Source organism: Microbacterium sp. ZW T6_19 (assembly GCF_044987465.1).
In the GTDB taxonomy this organism is placed as follows: domain Bacteria; phylum Actinomycetota; class Actinomycetes; order Actinomycetales; family Microbacteriaceae; genus Microbacterium; species Microbacterium natoriense_A.
The window spans coordinates 145622-159530 of the sequence record NZ_JBJDRH010000001.1; the positions used below are offsets into that span (position 1 = coordinate 145622).

The window sequence follows — 13909 nt, forward strand, 5'->3', positions numbered from 1 at the left end:
GAGGGCCTTCACGATGACCGAGTACGAGACGATCCTGGTCGAGCAGCGCGGGCGCGTGGGATGGATCACCCTGAACCGCCCCGAGGCGTTGAACGCGCTGAACGGGCGCGTGGCCGAAGAGGTCACCGCGGCGGCCGTCGCCTTCGACGCCGACGACGGTGTGGGCGCGATCGTCGTGACCGGGTCGGAGAAGGCGTTCGCAGCCGGAGCCGACATCAAGGAGATGGAGACGATGTCGGCCGCCGAGATGATCGCGACCGATCACTTCGGCATCTGGCGCGACTTCGCCGCAGTGCACACCCCGGTGATCGCCGCGGTCTCGGGCTTCGCGCTCGGCGGCGGCTGCGAGCTGGCGATGATGTGCGACATCATCCTCGCCGCCGACACCGCGAAGTTCGGGCAGCCCGAGATCAACCTCGGTGTCATTCCCGGCATGGGCGGCACGCAGCGACTCATCCGCGCAGTCGGCTACTACAAGGCGGCCGAGCTCGTGCTCTCCGGCCGCTTCATGGGCGCCGAGGAGGCGGAGCGCTCAGGCCTCGTGTCGCGCGTCGTGCCGGCATCCGATCTCCTCGCCGAGGCCGAGAAGCTGGCCGTGACGATCGCGTCGAAGTCGCTGCCGTCGGTGTACGCGGCCAAGGCCGCGCTCGACGCGGCCATGGAGACCACCCTCGCCGAAGGTCTGGCCCACGAGAAGCAGGCGTTCGCCGCGCTGTTCGACACGGCCGACCAGAAGGAGGGCATGGCCGCGTTCCGGGAGAAGCGTTCCCCCGACTTCCAGAACCGCTGATTCAGCCGCGCAGCGCCTCGACGATCTTGGCGAGGCGGCGCTCTCGGGTCGCCTCCTGCTTGGCCTCGGCGACCGCTCGCGCGTGCTCCTTGCGGTTCGTGTACGACAGGGCGTCGAACGCCGCGCGCAGCGCGGGGTCGGCGTCGAGGGCCTCCGCCAGCGCCGACGGGACGTCGACCGTGCGTTCGCCGGTATCGACCGTGATCACGGCGTCGACCTCCTGGTCGGGCTCGACCCCGAGTTCGGTGCGCACCGCCTTGCTGAAGCCGATCAGGTTCTTGCCGCCCATGCGGGAGAGACGCAATCGGGCGGTGCGGTCGCCGATGGTCACGGACACGGGGAACGCCTTGCCGGCCCCGAAGGACTCGACCTGCTCGTCGGTGAGCACGATCGCGGCCGCAGGCCCGGATCCCCAGAGAACGGTGTGAAGCCGGAGTTCGGTCATGCCGACAGGCTACGCCCCTCGATCTCCGCCGCCAGCGTCTCGTTGCGCTCGGCGATCAGGCGCCGCATGTACTCGCGCATGAACAGCCGATCGACGAGGCGGCCGATGGGGCCCGCGGGTGAGCGGAACGTGATCGTGTCGCGCATCAGCGTGCCCCGCGGATGCTCCTCGAACACGTGCTCGTGCAGGAACGCCCCGAACGGTCCCGACAGCTGGCGGTCGCAGAACCGGTGCGGCGGATGGATGTCGAAGACGACGGAGCGCAGCCGGAACGGGATGCCGAAGTGCTTCGCGCGCCAGGTCACGGTCGATCCTTCGGCGAAGGCGCCGCCGGCCGGCGCCTCGACCATCGTCTCGCCGTACTGTGCCATGGAGCGCACATGAAGGGCCGGGTCGAGGGATGCGGCGAACACTGCCTCGGGCGCCGCCGCGATCACGGTCTCGAGAACGAACTCGGCCATCAGAGCGGTTCGGGTTGCGGGCGCGGATCCGCGAAGTCGCCCGCGGCCTTGCGCATGCGCGCGACGATCGCGACGAGTTCGGCGGCGTCCTCCGTGCTGATGCCCGGATCCGCGAACACCTCGGCGTTGAGTGCGGTCGTGGCTCGATCGACGAGCTCGCGGCCAGCGGGGGTGAGGGACAGCAGCGCGGCCCGGCCGTCGTGCGGGTGCGGCTCGCGGATCACGAGACCGTCGCGCACCAGCCGCTCGGCGGTGCTGGTGATCGTCGTCGCATGCACCTGCAGGCGCGCCACCACGCTCGACAGCGGCAGGCGCCCTGACCGGCTGAAAGCCAGCAGGCGCAGCACCTCGTAGCGGGCGAAGCTCAGCGCGAAGGGCTTCAGGGTGGCGTCGACCCTTGCGAGAAGCAGCTGCTGTGCGCGCATCACCGAGGTCACGACGGTCATGCCGTCGGCGGCATCCGTCCATCCGTGCGCGACCCATTGCCGCTTCGCCTCGGCGAGCGGATCCACGGGCAAGGGGCGGGGCTGGACCACGGTTCTACGCTAGGGCATCGGATGCCTTGAGTCTCAGTTGCATTCCGAATGACACTGAGTTTCAAGGGACTAGAATCGATGCAGTCGTGAGGAGCAATCGATGAAGATCTTCGTCCTGGTCAAAGAGGTGCCGGACACCTATGGCGATCGCAAGCTGAATCTCGAGACAGGGCTGGCCGATCGGGCAGCCGGCGACGTGGTGCTCGACGAGATCACCGAGCGCGCCCTCGAGGTGGCCTTGAGCCATGCCGACAAGAATGAGGGCACCGAGGTCGTGGCGCTCTCGATGGCGCCCGCCGGCTCGACCGCATCCCTGCGCCGGGCTCTCGCGATCGGGGCGGGATCCGCCGTCCACATCGCCGACGAGCAGCTCGCCGGCGCGGATCTGACCCTCACCGCCGAGGTGCTGGCAGCGGCCGTCCGACGCGGCGAGCCCGACCTGGTGATCACGGGCAACCTGTCGACCGACGGCTCCGGAGGCGTGCTCCCCGCGATGCTCGCCGAGCACCTGGGATGGGCGCAGGCGACCGCGCTCACGACGGTGGAGATCAGCGCCGACGGCGTGAAGGGCACGCGAGGTGCGGATGCCGGTTCGCAGGAGGTCTCGGCGTCCCTGCCCGCAGTCATCTCGATCACAGAGGCCCTGCCGGACGCGCGGTTCCCGAACTTCAAGGGCATCATGGCGGCGAAGAAGAAGCCGCTCGAGGTGCTCTCTCTCGCAGACCTCGACGTCTCAGTCGATCCGTCGCTCGCACCCCGGGCGATCATGACCGCTGTGGCGGAGAAGCCGCCGCGCGCGGCCGGCGTGAAGATCGTCGATGAGGGCGACGCCGCAGACAAGCTGGTGGAGTACCTCGTGCAGAACAGGCTGGTGTGATGATGAGCTATCCCGAGAACCCGATCCTCGTCGTCGTCGACGTCACCCCGTCCGGTGAGGCGGCATCGAGCACCGCCGGCCTGATCGGCGCCGCATCGACCATCGGAACACCCGTCGCGCTCATCGTCGGCGGAACGCCGGCGGCGACGGATGCCGCGGCGGCCGCAGGTGCGCAGGTCGTGCTGACCGCTGCGGGCGACGACGCCGCGCTCACGGTGCCGATCGTCGACGCGCTGCAGTCGGCGTTCGAGCGGGTGCAGCCGGACGCCGTGCTCCTGTCGAACTCGATCGTCGGCCGTGACGTCGCCGGCCGCTTCGCCGTGCGCGCGAAGCTCGCGCTCCTGGTCGACGCCGTCGGCGTCTCACGCGACGACGAGGGCATCGTCGCGCACCACTCCGTCTACGGCGGGGCCTATCTCACGGACTCGGCGCCGACGTTCGGAGCCCCGGTCATCACGGTCAGGCAGGGAGCCGTCGACGCTCGAGCAGAGGCTGTGGCGGCTCCCGCCGTCGAAGATCTCGTGGTCGCGGCATCCGATGCGGTCGCAGCGACCGCCGGCGCCATCGAAGCCGTCGAGCAGGCGTCGTCGCGCCCCGATCTGCGCGGAGCGACCACGGTCGTGTCGGGTGGACGCGGGCTGGCCTCGAAGGAGAAGTTCGTGCTCGTCGAGGAGCTCGCCGATGCGCTCGGCGCCGCGGTCGGCGCCTCTCGCGCCGCGGTCGATGCGGGATACATCCCGCAGTCGCACCAGGTCGGGCAGACCGGCGTCTCGGTGTCTCCGCAGCTGTACGTCGCTCTCGGCATCTCGGGCGCGATCCAGCACCGTGCGGGCATGCAGACTTCGAAGACGATCGTCGCGATCAACAAGGACGCCGACGCGCCGATCTTCGACGTCGCCGACTTCGGCATCGTCGGCGATCTGTTCACGGTCGTCCCGCAGATCATCGCCGCACTCGAGGCGCGGAAGAAGTAGGCATGGCCACGCGGATGCTCAGGCGCGGGCTGCCGCGCGTGCCCGGCGGCGAGCCCTGGCCTCCGGCCGAGGCGGTCGTCGACGTGCCGGGCGAGGATGTCACCGGCACGACGGGCGCGCCTGCCGTCATCGAGCGAGCGGATGCGCCCTCCCCGGTCGATTCCTTGCCCCCGGTCGTTGAGCGAGCGGATGCGTCCCCGGTCGCCGAGCGAGTGGATTTCTCCTCGCCGGTCGTTGAGCGAGCGGAGCGAGACGAAACGTCGCAAGCCGCCCTCGATGAAGCGGTCCCGGTCGGTTCGTTCCCGCATTCGACGACCCTCCGCCGCGGACTCCCTCGCACTCCCGGCGGCGAGCCCTGGCCCCCCGCGGAGACTGCCCCGACCGCCGGCGCCGCTGCGCCGGCCGCGGTCCAGCGCGAAGCGCCGATGGCGACGGATCGTGCCACGTTTGTCTCCGCCCCGGCCACATCGGGGGACGACGCGCCAGATATCGGACGGAATCGCGAATCGGTCCCCCGAAGTGGCGTGTCGGCCATCGAAGTGGAACCCGCAGAGGGCACTCGGCTCCGCCGCGGCCTGCCGCGAACGGCCGGGGGAGATCGGTGGCCGCCCGCAGGCGTCGTCACACGCATCTCGACTCCGGCCGTCGAAGACAAGGGCGACGAGGGGCTCGTATCGGCGGCATCGGCCGCAGGCACCGCGGTCACAGCAGCTGTCGCGACCTCGTCGGCCACGGCAGTCCTGCCCCCGGCATCTGCCGCCATCCTCCCCGCGGCCGAACTCGGTCCGATCCCATTCCGGCGCACGGTGTGGGACGGACGGGCTCCCCGGCACATCCCCGAGGCGCCGGCATCCGCTCGTCCGCGCCCGACCTGGCCGCAGGCGATCGCCGTCCTCTTCGCTGCTGCAGGTCTCGGCGTGCTGGCCGCGGCGGCCGTCGCGTTCGCGCGAACGCTGCTCAGCCTCGGCGCCCTGCAGGACTTCCTCGCCGCGTTCCCCGGCCACTACGAGCCCTCGATCGCCGTAGAGCCCGGTTTCGCGCCGTGGATCGGCTGGCAGCACTTCTTCAACATGTTCCTGATGGTGCTGATCATCCGCTCGGGACTCACGATCCGGCGGGAGAAACGGCCGACCGCCTTCTGGACTCCGAAGAACAACCCCAAGGGCAAGGTGAGCCTGACGATCTGGTTCCACCAGGCTCTCGACATCCTGTGGCTGACGAACGGCGTGATCTTCCTCGTGCTGCTGTTCGTCACCGGGCACTGGGTGCGGATCGTGCCGACCAGCTGGGAGGTGCTGCCCAACGCGCTGTCGGCGGCGCTGCAGTACATCTCGTTCGACTGGCCGACCGAGAACGGCTGGAACAACTACAACAGCCTTCAGCAGCTCGCCTACTTCGTCACGGTGTTCCTCGCCGCGCCTCTCGCCGCCGTCACGGGGTTCCGGATGTCGGGGCTGTGGCCGAAGAAGGCCGAGAAGCTGTCGAAGGCCTATCCGATCGAGTGGGCGCGCAGGGTGCACTTCCCGGTCATGCTCTACTTCGTGCTGTTCATCATCGCGCACGTCGCGCTCGTGTTCCTCACCGGGTTCCTCGCGAACCTGAACCACATGTTCGCGTCGTCCGACGCCGTGAGCTGGACCGGATTCTGGGTGTTCATCGCCGCGCTCGTGGCCATCGCCGCCGGCTGGGCCGCCGCCCGACCGCTGGTGATCGCCCCGATCGCCAAGGTGTTCGGCACGGTCTCCGGGCGCTGACGCGTTCACCGTCCCTCACCGAGACCCCCACATAGCGCCGAGACCCCCACGTATTCACGTCGATACGTGGGGGTCTCGGCAACAGGCGGGGGTCTCGGCACCGCGGAGGGCGGCGCGCGCCGGAACAGCTCAGCGGGTGAAGCGCACCTCGGTCAGCGTCTCGCCGAGGAAGGGCTCGGTGTGGCTGGCGCCGTCGAGCGAGAAGCCGTTGCGCGTGTAGAACCGGTGCGCGCGAGGGTTGTCCTCGGCGACCCAGAGGTAGAGAGGCTCGTCCTTCTCGACGGCGGCGTCGAAGAGCTTCTGGCCGATACCCGTACCGTGGTACGCGTCGAGCAGGTAGATGAAGTAGAGCTCGCGGAACGCGGGGGCGTCCTTGTCGCGGGCGGGGCCCGAGCCGACGAAGCCGACGATCTCGCCGTCGACCAGCGCGGCGCTCATCTTGAACTCCTCGCCCTGGGAGGCCCAGTGCGTCCACAGCTCGGCCATGCGACGCGGCGAGATCTTCTCGAGTGCCGCCTTGCTGATCAGGTGATCGTAGGTCTCGTGCCAGCACTGCGCATGCACGCGACCTAGGGCTTCCGCATCCACGTCGCGGACCGGGCGGACGGTGATCTGAGAGTGGGCTTCGGCGCTCATGCCGCGACTCTACGCGCGGCTCGCGCGAAGAGGAAATCGAGCGGATGCCGTGCACGACCCGTTCTGCCGGGATGGAGGATGCACACAACGATGTTCGCGTTTCGTGAGCGTGAGGCTACGATCAGTGCTCGTGAATGTGATCTGGCGCACCCTGCTCGTGATCCTCGGCGCTCGACGCCGCGTCCGCCGGGGAAAGACCCTCGAACCGGCCGCGGTCGGCACCATCCGGCTGACCACCCTGCCCACCGACATCGACATCCTGCGCCACATGAACAACGGCCGCTATCTGTCGCTGTTCGACCTCGGCCGATGGGACCAGCTCATCCGCACGGGTCTGTTCGATGCGATGAAGGAGCGCGGCTGGTACGCCGTCGTCTCGAGCGAGACCATCACGTTCCGCAAGTCGCTGCAGCTGTGGCAGCGGTTCGAGGTGCAGTCGAGGTTCATCGGACACGACGACAAGGCCGTGTTCATGGAGCATCGTGCGGTCGTCGACGGCGAGATCTACGCGCGGGCCATCGTGAGGGCGCGGATGCTGCGCCGCACCGGCGGCACGGTCAGCAATGAAGAGCTGTTCGCCGCGGTCGGGCGTCCCGACGGCGTGCCCGAGATCGACGAGTGGGTGCACGAGTGGGCCGCGGCGTCCACTCTTCCACCCGTGCGAAAGAGTGCGCCCAGCGTCTGGAGCTGACCGGCCCGGTAGTAGTTTGGGGGCGTGCGGGAGATCCTGAGGTCGACCGGCCGTGTGCTGTGGAGGCACTGGCCGGCCCTTCTCGCGTGGTTGCTCGGCGGGATGCTGGTGCGGCACCTGCTCATCGAGCTGGCCGGCTTCGTCGGCGGCTACACGGCCACGGGCGGTCTGCTGATCCTGCCGCTCGCCGTGCTCGCACGCCTGATCGGCTTTGTCGGCATGTTCCTCGTGATCCGCGACGGTCTGCGCAGTCTTCAGGCCATCGCCCCGCTCCCGGCCACGGCCAGGGAGCGACGGCAGGACTTCGTCGCCGCGCTTCTCGCGAGCGTGCTTCCCTTCTTCGCCGTGTACACCGCGCAGAGGGAGCTTCAGGGCGATGTGATCGAGTATGCGCAGCGCGCGCTGGAGGTGAGCACGGCGCAGATCCTCTCGCGGGTCGGCCAGCCGGAAGAGCCAGGGAGCAACGAGGCGGTGCTCAACCTCACGTTCAACGTCTGGACGATCCTCATCATCGTGCTCGCCGTCGCGGGCAGATGGGCGTGGAAGCGGTGGGGAGATCGGCTGCCACGGATGCTGGCGCTGCTCGCGCTGTATCTCGAAGTGGTGTGGGTCTTCTTCTCGCTGCTGTTGTTCGGGCAGGTCCTCGACGGCGCGGTCGCATGGATCGAGACTCGCGCGGCGACCGCCTGGCTGACCGATCTTCGGGCGTGGATCGCCGACCAGCTCGTCCCTCTCGACTGGGTCGTCAGCGGTGTCGAGCTCGTGATCGCCGACGCGGGACGCATCATCATCGAACCGATCGCCTGGCTGGTGGTCGCGGGCGTGATCTACGGTCAGGCCGTCGCCGCCGAGAGGTTGCGCGTCGAGAACCGACTGCTCCAGCGCGTGGCGGCCCGGACCGGCCGCGTGCCCGAGGTGCTCCGCACGCGTGTCGCCGGATTGACCGGAGAGCTGACCTCGCAGCTGCAGGCGATCGGGCGGACCCTCGCACTGCTGTGGCGGTCGGGCCCCCTGCTGATCGCCTCGTATCTGCTGCTGTACGCCGTGGTGAAAGCTCTCGAACCGGTGATCGGATTCGGCCTGGTGCGCCTGCTCGGCCCGCACGAGGGAGTGTTCTGGGAGGCGACCTCTGTCGTGATCGCCCTCATCACGGTCCTCCTCGTCGAGCCGCTCAGGGTGAGCCTGATCGCGGGGGCGTACGACACGGCCCTCCGTTCGGTCGCGGTGGATGCCGGATTCGTCGAGATGGTCCCGCGCGATCAGGGAGCGATGGATCAGGGTGCGATCGATCAGGGCGCGATCGAGAACCGTGCGAACGAGGGTTCGGTGTCGTACGGGGCGACGTCGAACCAGAACGGTCCCTCGGCATCCTCGGGGACGATGAACTGCACGAGCATCTCGTACGGCCCCGACACCCCGTAATCGGCGGAGGTGTCGGTCGAGCACAGCGTCGGCGAGTCGGGGTCGTAGGGGAGGTCGAGAGCGAGCGACATCTCGCTCCATTGACGACCGCTGCTCTGCTCGACCAGCACCGGCGAACCGCATCCCGACGGTTCGTCGAGGTCGTGATTGTCGACCGTGATCTTGACCGCGATCACCTTGGCTCCATCGGGAACGGGAAGGCCGTCGGCCGCGGTGAACACTCCCGCGCGCACCGGGCCCCAGGTCGTGTCATCCAGATCGACCGTGTCTTCGTCGCCCGCGGGCAGCACCGCGTACACGTGCTGGCCGCTGGTGTCGTACGCGCCGACCCATTCCCGCCAGCCGATCGCGGCGGCCGAGGCGGGAACGAGCACGGCGAGCGCGACGAGAGCTGCCGCGTTGCGAGGCCACCGGCGGCGGCTCACGGCTTCGCCCAACCCTTGTCGTCCACGGTGACCGCTCCCGCATGCTCCACAGCGTCGAGGTCGATCGGGATCTCGAGGACGGAGTCTCCCCACGGGTCTCCGTATCCCGTCGACAGTCGCAGGACGCCGATGCCGTGCAGTGCCGTGTCGGGCAGCTCGAACAGCAGGCTCCCGTGCTGGGGCACACCCGGAACGAGCTGCGTGCGGTAGAGGGTCATCTCATCGGGGCCGCGTTCGGTCGCGCTGAAGGTGCGGTCGCCGATGCGCAGCGTGGCGGCGCCGAGGATGCCGGAGGACTGGCTCGCCGTGGCCTCGGCCGTCAGATCCACGACCAGCCAGTCGCCCTCCGCGTGCCATCCGCTCTCCGCGGTGATGCTGCTCGCCGCCCTCACGTCGGTGACGGTGGCGGCGATGTTGCGCCCGACACCGCGCTCGCCGGGGGCCACCTCGGTGACGAAGGCGTCGCGCCCGGCATCGTCCGAAGGTGCGAGAAGAGTCACCGCCCACGCGCCGCCGAGCAGGGCGATCGCGAGCAGCCATGTCATGGCGGTCTTCACAGTCGTCCGTCCTCGCTGCCGGGACCGAGATCTTCCGGACGGACGGAGACGACACCGGCTGGGTCGAGAGGGTTCCAGAGGGTCTCCCCGCTGAAGATCGTGCTGTCGTTCTTCTCGGCGTCGGGGATCACGAGCCGCACGGGGTCGCCGTCGACGATCTCGTCCTCCTCCACCACCCAGGTCAGCAGCACGCGTGCAGGCACGTCCGGCTGCAGGGTGACGACGCTGAAATCGTCGTCCGCGTAGATAGACACGGTCGGGCGGTCGTCGGGGCGATGCTGGAGGCGGATGTCGGCGAGACTGCCGCTGCTGGAGGCGAGACGCGGCTCGTCGTCGAGGTTGGTCACGTCGACCAGCACGGCGAGCACCCTCTCGCCCTTCGTGTCATCAGGCGAGGATCCATATCCCCACAGCTCGTCCATGACGGCCACGCGTTCGACGACCAGGGTCGCCTCCGCGCTGGAGATCTCGTCACCGAGGCGATAGGCGGCAGGGCCGGTACCGGCCACCGAACGGAAGCCGCCGGTCGCCGCGATGACGCCGACGCAGAGGCCGAGAACGGCGGTTGTTGCGATCGTGATGATCCAGCCGCGGGACAGCCGCCGTCGAACGGCCGCGCCGGCAGGCGCGGCGGCGTCGTCGGATGCGTCGATCTCCCCCACGTTCACAGCTTAGAGCGGCGCTCCGCGACGCTCCAGGGAGCGTGCACTCGACGCGTGCGACGCTCCCGGTCAAAGGCGTCCGACGCACCTAGGCTGAAACCATGTCAGAGCCGTCGCCCTCCGCACTCGCTCCGCTCGTCGAGCGGGCGGTGCAGCTCGCCGAGCGGTGGGCAGCAGAAGCGGCGAGCGCGGAGACGAAAGCAGAAGAGACCCGGCTCGCTGAGCTGCTGCACGATCCGAGCGGCCGGCGGTTCGCCCTCGACATCGCCGACGGCGTGATGCGACCCGAGAGTCTGGCGGCTGCGGCGGTCCAGCTGCGGCGTTCGGCGCCGGTCGTGCCCTCCGCGCTGCCGTGGTACGTGCGCGGAGCTGTGCGATGGGGTGGCGGTGCTGCTCCCATCCTCCCGGCTCCGATCGTGCCGATCGCTCGACGGATGCTGCGAGAGGTGCTCCGCCCCCTCGTCGCCGACGGCCGTCCGGCGAAACTCGGAGCCGAGCTCGAGCGGCTCGCGGCCCCCGGCGTGAGCCTGAACCTCAGCCTGCTCGGTGCGAAGGTTCTCGGCGACGCCGAGGCGACGCGGCGGCTCGAGGGCGTCCGCGATCTGATCCTCCGCGATGACGTCGAGCACGTCTCGCTCTCGGTGTCGGCGGTGATCGGACAGGCGTCGGAGTGGGCGTTCGACGCGCTCGTCGCGCAATCCGCCGATCGGCTCCTGCCGCTGTACGAGGCCGCATCCGCCGGGAACACGGCGATCACCCTCGAGGTGCAGGAGCACCGGGAGCTCGACCTGACGATCGCGGTGTTCACGCGTCTTCTGGAGGACCCGCGGCTGACCGGTCTCGCCGCCGGGATCGCCCTGCCCTCATCGCTCCCCGATGCGCTGCCGGCACTGCAGGAACTCACTGCATGGGCGCAGGACCGCGTCGCACACGGAGGGGCGCCGATCACGGTGCGCCTGACGAAGGGCGCGAACCTCGCCCTCGAGCGGGCCGACTCCGCCCTGCACGGATGGATCCCCGCGTCCTACGACTCGCCGCTCGACGCCGACGCCAACCGGCTCCGCTGTCTGGACTGGGCACTGCGCCCCGAGCACACGGCGGCGGTGCGGATCGGTGTCAGCGGTGACGACCTCGGTGTCGCCGCCTATGCCTGGCTGCTCGCGCAGGATCGCGATGTGACCGCAGCCGTGCAGTTCGACATGGTGCACGGATATCAGGCGGGACGGATCCGGGCGCTCGCGCGCGAGACCGGGAACGTGATGAGGCGGGTGGCTGTGGTCGCGCCCGCCGATTTCGACGTCGCGATCGGAAGCATCCTCCGCCTGCTCGACGAGGAAGCGCCATCGGATGCCGCGGCCGACGTCCTGCGCGCTGCTATGCGGCGCTCGAGCGAGCCGTCGCTGCGCATCGGCGCCCGCCGCACGCAGGATCGGCTGGCGCCCGTGCACGAATCCGTACGCCCAGTCGTGCAGACGCCACGGCCCGAAGAGCAGCTGACCCAGGCTGTGCTCGGCATCATCAGAGGCTCCGACGACGAGTCGTTCTTCGAGACGGCCGTGTACTCGGCGCTCGAGATCGAGGCCGGCGCCGGGGGCGCACCGGGGTTCGAGAACACCCCTGACAGCGATCCCGCGCTGCCGGCCAACCGCGAGTGGGCGCAAGGGATCTTCCCGCGGATCACTGCGGCGTCGGCGGACGCAACCCCAGCGCCGCAGTCGACAGCGGACGTCGACGCCCTCCTCGGTCGTGCGCGCGACGGGCACGCCGGATGGGCATCCCGACCGGCATCCGAGCGGGCAGAGATCCTGCTCAGAGCCGCTGCGGCTCTCGACGGGGGCCGCGGGTCCCTGATCGAGGTCGCGGCATCCGAGACAGGCCTGCTCTTCGCCGACGCCGACGCCGACGTGAGCAGAGCCGTCGACTGTGCCCGCTACTACGCGGCGACCGCTCGGGAGCTGGATGCCATCTCGGGCGCCGCCTTCGTGCCGTCAGACGTGGTCGTCGTCGCGTCGTCGTGGCGTGCACCCCTCGCCGAACCCGCCGACGGCGTGCTCGCCGCTCTCGCCGCGGGCTCGACCGTCGTCCTGGCGGCCGATCCGCGCGCACGTCGCTCGGCAGAGGCGGTCGCCGAAACGCTGTGGCAGGTGGGCGTGCCGCGCGACGCCCTGGTCATCGCCGACGGTGGACTCCACCAAGATCTGGTCGCGCACGAGGCGGTGGATCTTGTCGTGCTGCACGGTTCGCGAGAAGTCGTCGATCGCGTGCGAACCTGGCGCCCTGGGCTTCCGGTTCTCGCCGAGGCCGAGGGGGCGGGCGCCATGATCGTGACCGCCTCGGCGGATCTCGACCTGGCGGCCTCGGACGTCGTGCGCAGCGCTTTCGCGCGCGCCGGCCAGGCGAGCGGAGCGGTGAAGGTCGTGATCCTCGTCGGATCGGCCGGACGCTCGAAGAGGTTCGCGAGGCAGCTGGCCGATGCCACCAGGTCTCTACGCGTCGGCCAGCCGGACGACCCGCGTACTCAGGTCGGCCCGATGATCGAGAAGCCGCAGGGTGCGGCGGAGCGGGCACTCACCGAGCTCGACGACGATGAGCAGTGGCTCGTGCAGCCTCGGCTCGAGACAGCCGATCCGTCCGGTCGGCTCTGGAGTCCCGGCATCCGCATCGGAGTGCGCCCTGGTTCGCGGTTCCTCGCCGAGGACCATGCCGTCCCCGTCGTCGGCATCATGCATGCGCCCACGCTCGAGAAGGCCATCGAGCTGCACGATGAAGTCGCCGTGGGCATCGCGGCGGGCCTGCACACGCGCGACCCCGAGCAGCTCGCGACGTGGCTCGATGCGGTCGAGGCGGGCAGCCTGTTCGTCAATCGCTGCACCGTCGGCACGAAGGTGCAGCGGCAGCCCGACGGCGGCTGGGCGCGATCGTCGACAGGCCCGGGTGCGAAGAGCGGGGGACCGAACCGTCTGATCGGGTTCGGATCGTGGCATGCGCAGCGGTCGACCACGCTGTCGAGCACCCTGCATCTGCGCGGCCTCGACTCGCGCATCACGGCTCTGATCGAAGCGGCGCAGCCGTCTCTCGGCTACGAAGAGTTCGAGTGGCTGCGAAGGGCTGCGCTCTCGGACGCTCTGGCCTGGGATCGCGAGTTCGGGCAGGTGCGCGACGTGTCGAAGCTCGGCGTCGAGCGCAATCTGCTGCGGTATCGGCCGGTGCCGGTCGAGGTGCGGGTGGCAGCGGACGCGCGGCTGCAGGATCTCCTGCGCGTCGCGATCGCGGCGGTGCGCGCCGGGTCGCCGTTCGTGCTGTCGCTCGCCGAGGGCCTTCCGGCCGGAGTGCGGCACGCGCTCGCGGAGCTGCGGGCCACGGTCTATCTCGAGAGCGACGCGGAATGGCTCCAGCGCGGACTGCGATTCGGGGCCTCGGAGGGCGACGGCGAGCTCGCCGGCCAGCCGAGCGCCGGTCGCGTGCGCCTGGTGGGCGGTGCGGATGCGGTGGCGGGACTGCGTGCGACGTTGATCGAGACGCTGGGGGTGGGTGCGGACATATCGGTCCACGATGGAGAGGTCACCTCCGCGGGCCGCATCGAGCTGCTGTGCTTCGTGCGGGAGCAGTCGATCTCGATCACCGCGCACCGCGGCGGCGTTCCCGACGACTGGAGCAGCGAGGTCATCTGAGCGCGTCG

At 69.8% G+C, this 13909-nt stretch carries 13 protein-coding genes; 7 read left to right on the plus strand and 6 right to left on the minus strand.

Annotated elements, in window-relative coordinates:
* Positions 1-13: 13 nt before the first annotated feature.
* Positions 14-790, plus strand: coding sequence for an enoyl-CoA hydratase-related protein (locus ACI3KT_RS00510; RefSeq protein WP_307299120.1), 777 nt, complete (start codon positions 14-16; stop codon positions 788-790).
* A 1-nt stretch (position 791) separates the two neighbouring features.
* Here the strand turns inward: ACI3KT_RS00510 and ACI3KT_RS00515 are convergent, their stop codons facing one another.
* The 3 genes from ACI3KT_RS00515 to ACI3KT_RS00525 are packed head-to-tail and all read right to left on the minus strand — an operon-like array spanning position 792 to position 2232.
* Entirely contained in the window at positions 792-1235 is a 444-nt protein-coding gene (locus tag ACI3KT_RS00515; RefSeq protein WP_404901786.1) for a YdeI/OmpD-associated family protein, read from the minus strand.
* Positions 1232-1696 (minus strand): SRPBCC family protein, encoded by a 465-nt coding sequence (locus ACI3KT_RS00520; RefSeq protein WP_404901789.1) that lies wholly within the window; start codon positions 1694-1696, stop codon positions 1232-1234. Before ACI3KT_RS00520 ends, ACI3KT_RS00515 begins: the two co-directional genes overlap by 4 nt.
* Positions 1696-2232, minus strand: a complete 537-nt coding sequence (locus ACI3KT_RS00525; RefSeq protein ID WP_292907723.1) for a MarR family winged helix-turn-helix transcriptional regulator — start codon at positions 2230-2232, stop codon at positions 1696-1698. Before ACI3KT_RS00525 ends, ACI3KT_RS00520 begins: the two co-directional genes overlap by 1 nt.
* A gap of 100 nt (positions 2233-2332) precedes the next feature.
* Here ACI3KT_RS00525 and ACI3KT_RS00530 point away from each other — a divergent pair, with 100 nt between their 5' ends.
* The 3 genes from ACI3KT_RS00530 (at position 2333) to ACI3KT_RS00540 (ending at position 5837) form a co-directional block, all read left to right on the plus strand.
* Positions 2333-3109: an electron transfer flavoprotein subunit beta/FixA family protein gene (locus tag ACI3KT_RS00530; RefSeq protein WP_404901792.1), complete on the plus strand. Its 777-nt coding sequence runs from the start codon at positions 2333-2335 to the stop codon at positions 3107-3109.
* 2 nt (positions 3110-3111) lie between these two features.
* Positions 3112-4083 carry an electron transfer flavoprotein subunit alpha/FixB family protein gene (locus tag ACI3KT_RS00535; protein WP_404902306.1) on the plus strand — a complete coding sequence of 324 codons (972 nt, stop codon included), beginning with the start codon at positions 3112-3114 and terminating at the stop codon, positions 4081-4083.
* Positions 4084-4607: 524 nt separating this feature from the next.
* On the plus strand, positions 4608-5837 hold the full coding sequence (locus tag ACI3KT_RS00540; RefSeq protein ID WP_404901794.1) for a cytochrome b/b6 domain-containing protein: 1230 nt from the start codon (positions 4608-4610) through the stop codon (positions 5835-5837).
* Between the two features lie 129 nt (positions 5838-5966).
* On the opposite strand, the gene ACI3KT_RS00545 is transcribed toward ACI3KT_RS00540, so the two are convergent.
* The gene (locus ACI3KT_RS00545) at positions 5967-6473 is read right to left on the minus strand and encodes a GNAT family N-acetyltransferase (protein ID WP_292907717.1); all 507 of its coding nucleotides are present in this window, start codon (positions 6471-6473) and stop codon (positions 5967-5969) included.
* 130 nt (positions 6474-6603) lie between these two features.
* On the opposite strand from ACI3KT_RS00545, the gene ACI3KT_RS00550 reads away from it, so the two are divergent.
* Together ACI3KT_RS00550 and ACI3KT_RS00555 are read left to right on the plus strand one after the other, a co-directional pair.
* Positions 6604-7164, plus strand: coding sequence for an acyl-CoA thioesterase (locus tag ACI3KT_RS00550; protein WP_292907794.1), 561 nt, complete (start codon positions 6604-6606; stop codon positions 7162-7164).
* A gap of 24 nt (positions 7165-7188) precedes the next feature.
* Positions 7189-8586, plus strand: coding sequence for a hypothetical protein (locus ACI3KT_RS00555; RefSeq protein ID WP_404901797.1), 1398 nt, complete (start codon positions 7189-7191; stop codon positions 8584-8586).
* A 421-nt stretch (positions 8587-9007) separates the two neighbouring features.
* On the opposite strand, the gene ACI3KT_RS00560 is transcribed toward ACI3KT_RS00555, so the two are convergent.
* Positions 9008-9556, minus strand: a complete 549-nt coding sequence (locus tag ACI3KT_RS00560; RefSeq protein WP_404901800.1) for a hypothetical protein — start codon at positions 9554-9556, stop codon at positions 9008-9010.
* Positions 9557-9564: 8 nt separating this feature from the next.
* A complete protein-coding gene (locus ACI3KT_RS00565) occupies positions 9565-10230 on the minus strand; it encodes a hypothetical protein (protein ID WP_292907711.1) in 666 nt (221 codons plus the stop codon).
* Between the two features lie 101 nt (positions 10231-10331).
* On the opposite strand from ACI3KT_RS00565, the gene ACI3KT_RS00570 reads away from it, so the two are divergent.
* Positions 10332-13901 carry a proline dehydrogenase family protein gene (locus ACI3KT_RS00570; RefSeq protein WP_404901803.1) on the plus strand — a complete coding sequence of 1190 codons (3570 nt, stop codon included), beginning with the start codon at positions 10332-10334 and terminating at the stop codon, positions 13899-13901.
* The last annotated feature ends 8 nt before the right edge of the window (positions 13902-13909 follow it).

Excerpts from the sequence above, each read along its gene's own strand:
- ACI3KT_RS00510 (WP_307299120.1), top strand. The coding sequence starts at position 14 with ATGACCGAGTACGAGACGATCCTGGTCGAGCAGCGCGGGCGCGTGGGA.
- ACI3KT_RS00515 (WP_404901786.1), bottom strand. The coding sequence starts at position 1,235 with ATGACCGAACTCCGGCTTCACACCGTTCTCTGGGGATCCGGGCCTGCG.
- ACI3KT_RS00520 (WP_404901789.1), bottom strand. The coding sequence starts at position 1,696 with ATGGCCGAGTTCGTTCTCGAGACCGTGATCGCGGCGGCGCCCGAGGCA.
- ACI3KT_RS00530 (WP_404901792.1), top strand. The coding sequence starts at position 2,333 with ATGAAGATCTTCGTCCTGGTCAAAGAGGTGCCGGACACCTATGGCGAT.
- ACI3KT_RS00535 (WP_404902306.1), top strand. The coding sequence starts at position 3,112 with ATGAGCTATCCCGAGAACCCGATCCTCGTCGTCGTCGACGTCACCCCG.
- ACI3KT_RS00545 (WP_292907717.1), bottom strand. The coding sequence starts at position 6,473 with ATGAGCGCCGAAGCCCACTCTCAGATCACCGTCCGCCCGGTCCGCGAC.
- ACI3KT_RS00560 (WP_404901800.1), bottom strand. The coding sequence starts at position 9,556 with ATGACATGGCTGCTCGCGATCGCCCTGCTCGGCGGCGCGTGGGCGGTG.
- ACI3KT_RS00570 (WP_404901803.1), top strand. The coding sequence starts at position 10,332 with ATGTCAGAGCCGTCGCCCTCCGCACTCGCTCCGCTCGTCGAGCGGGCG.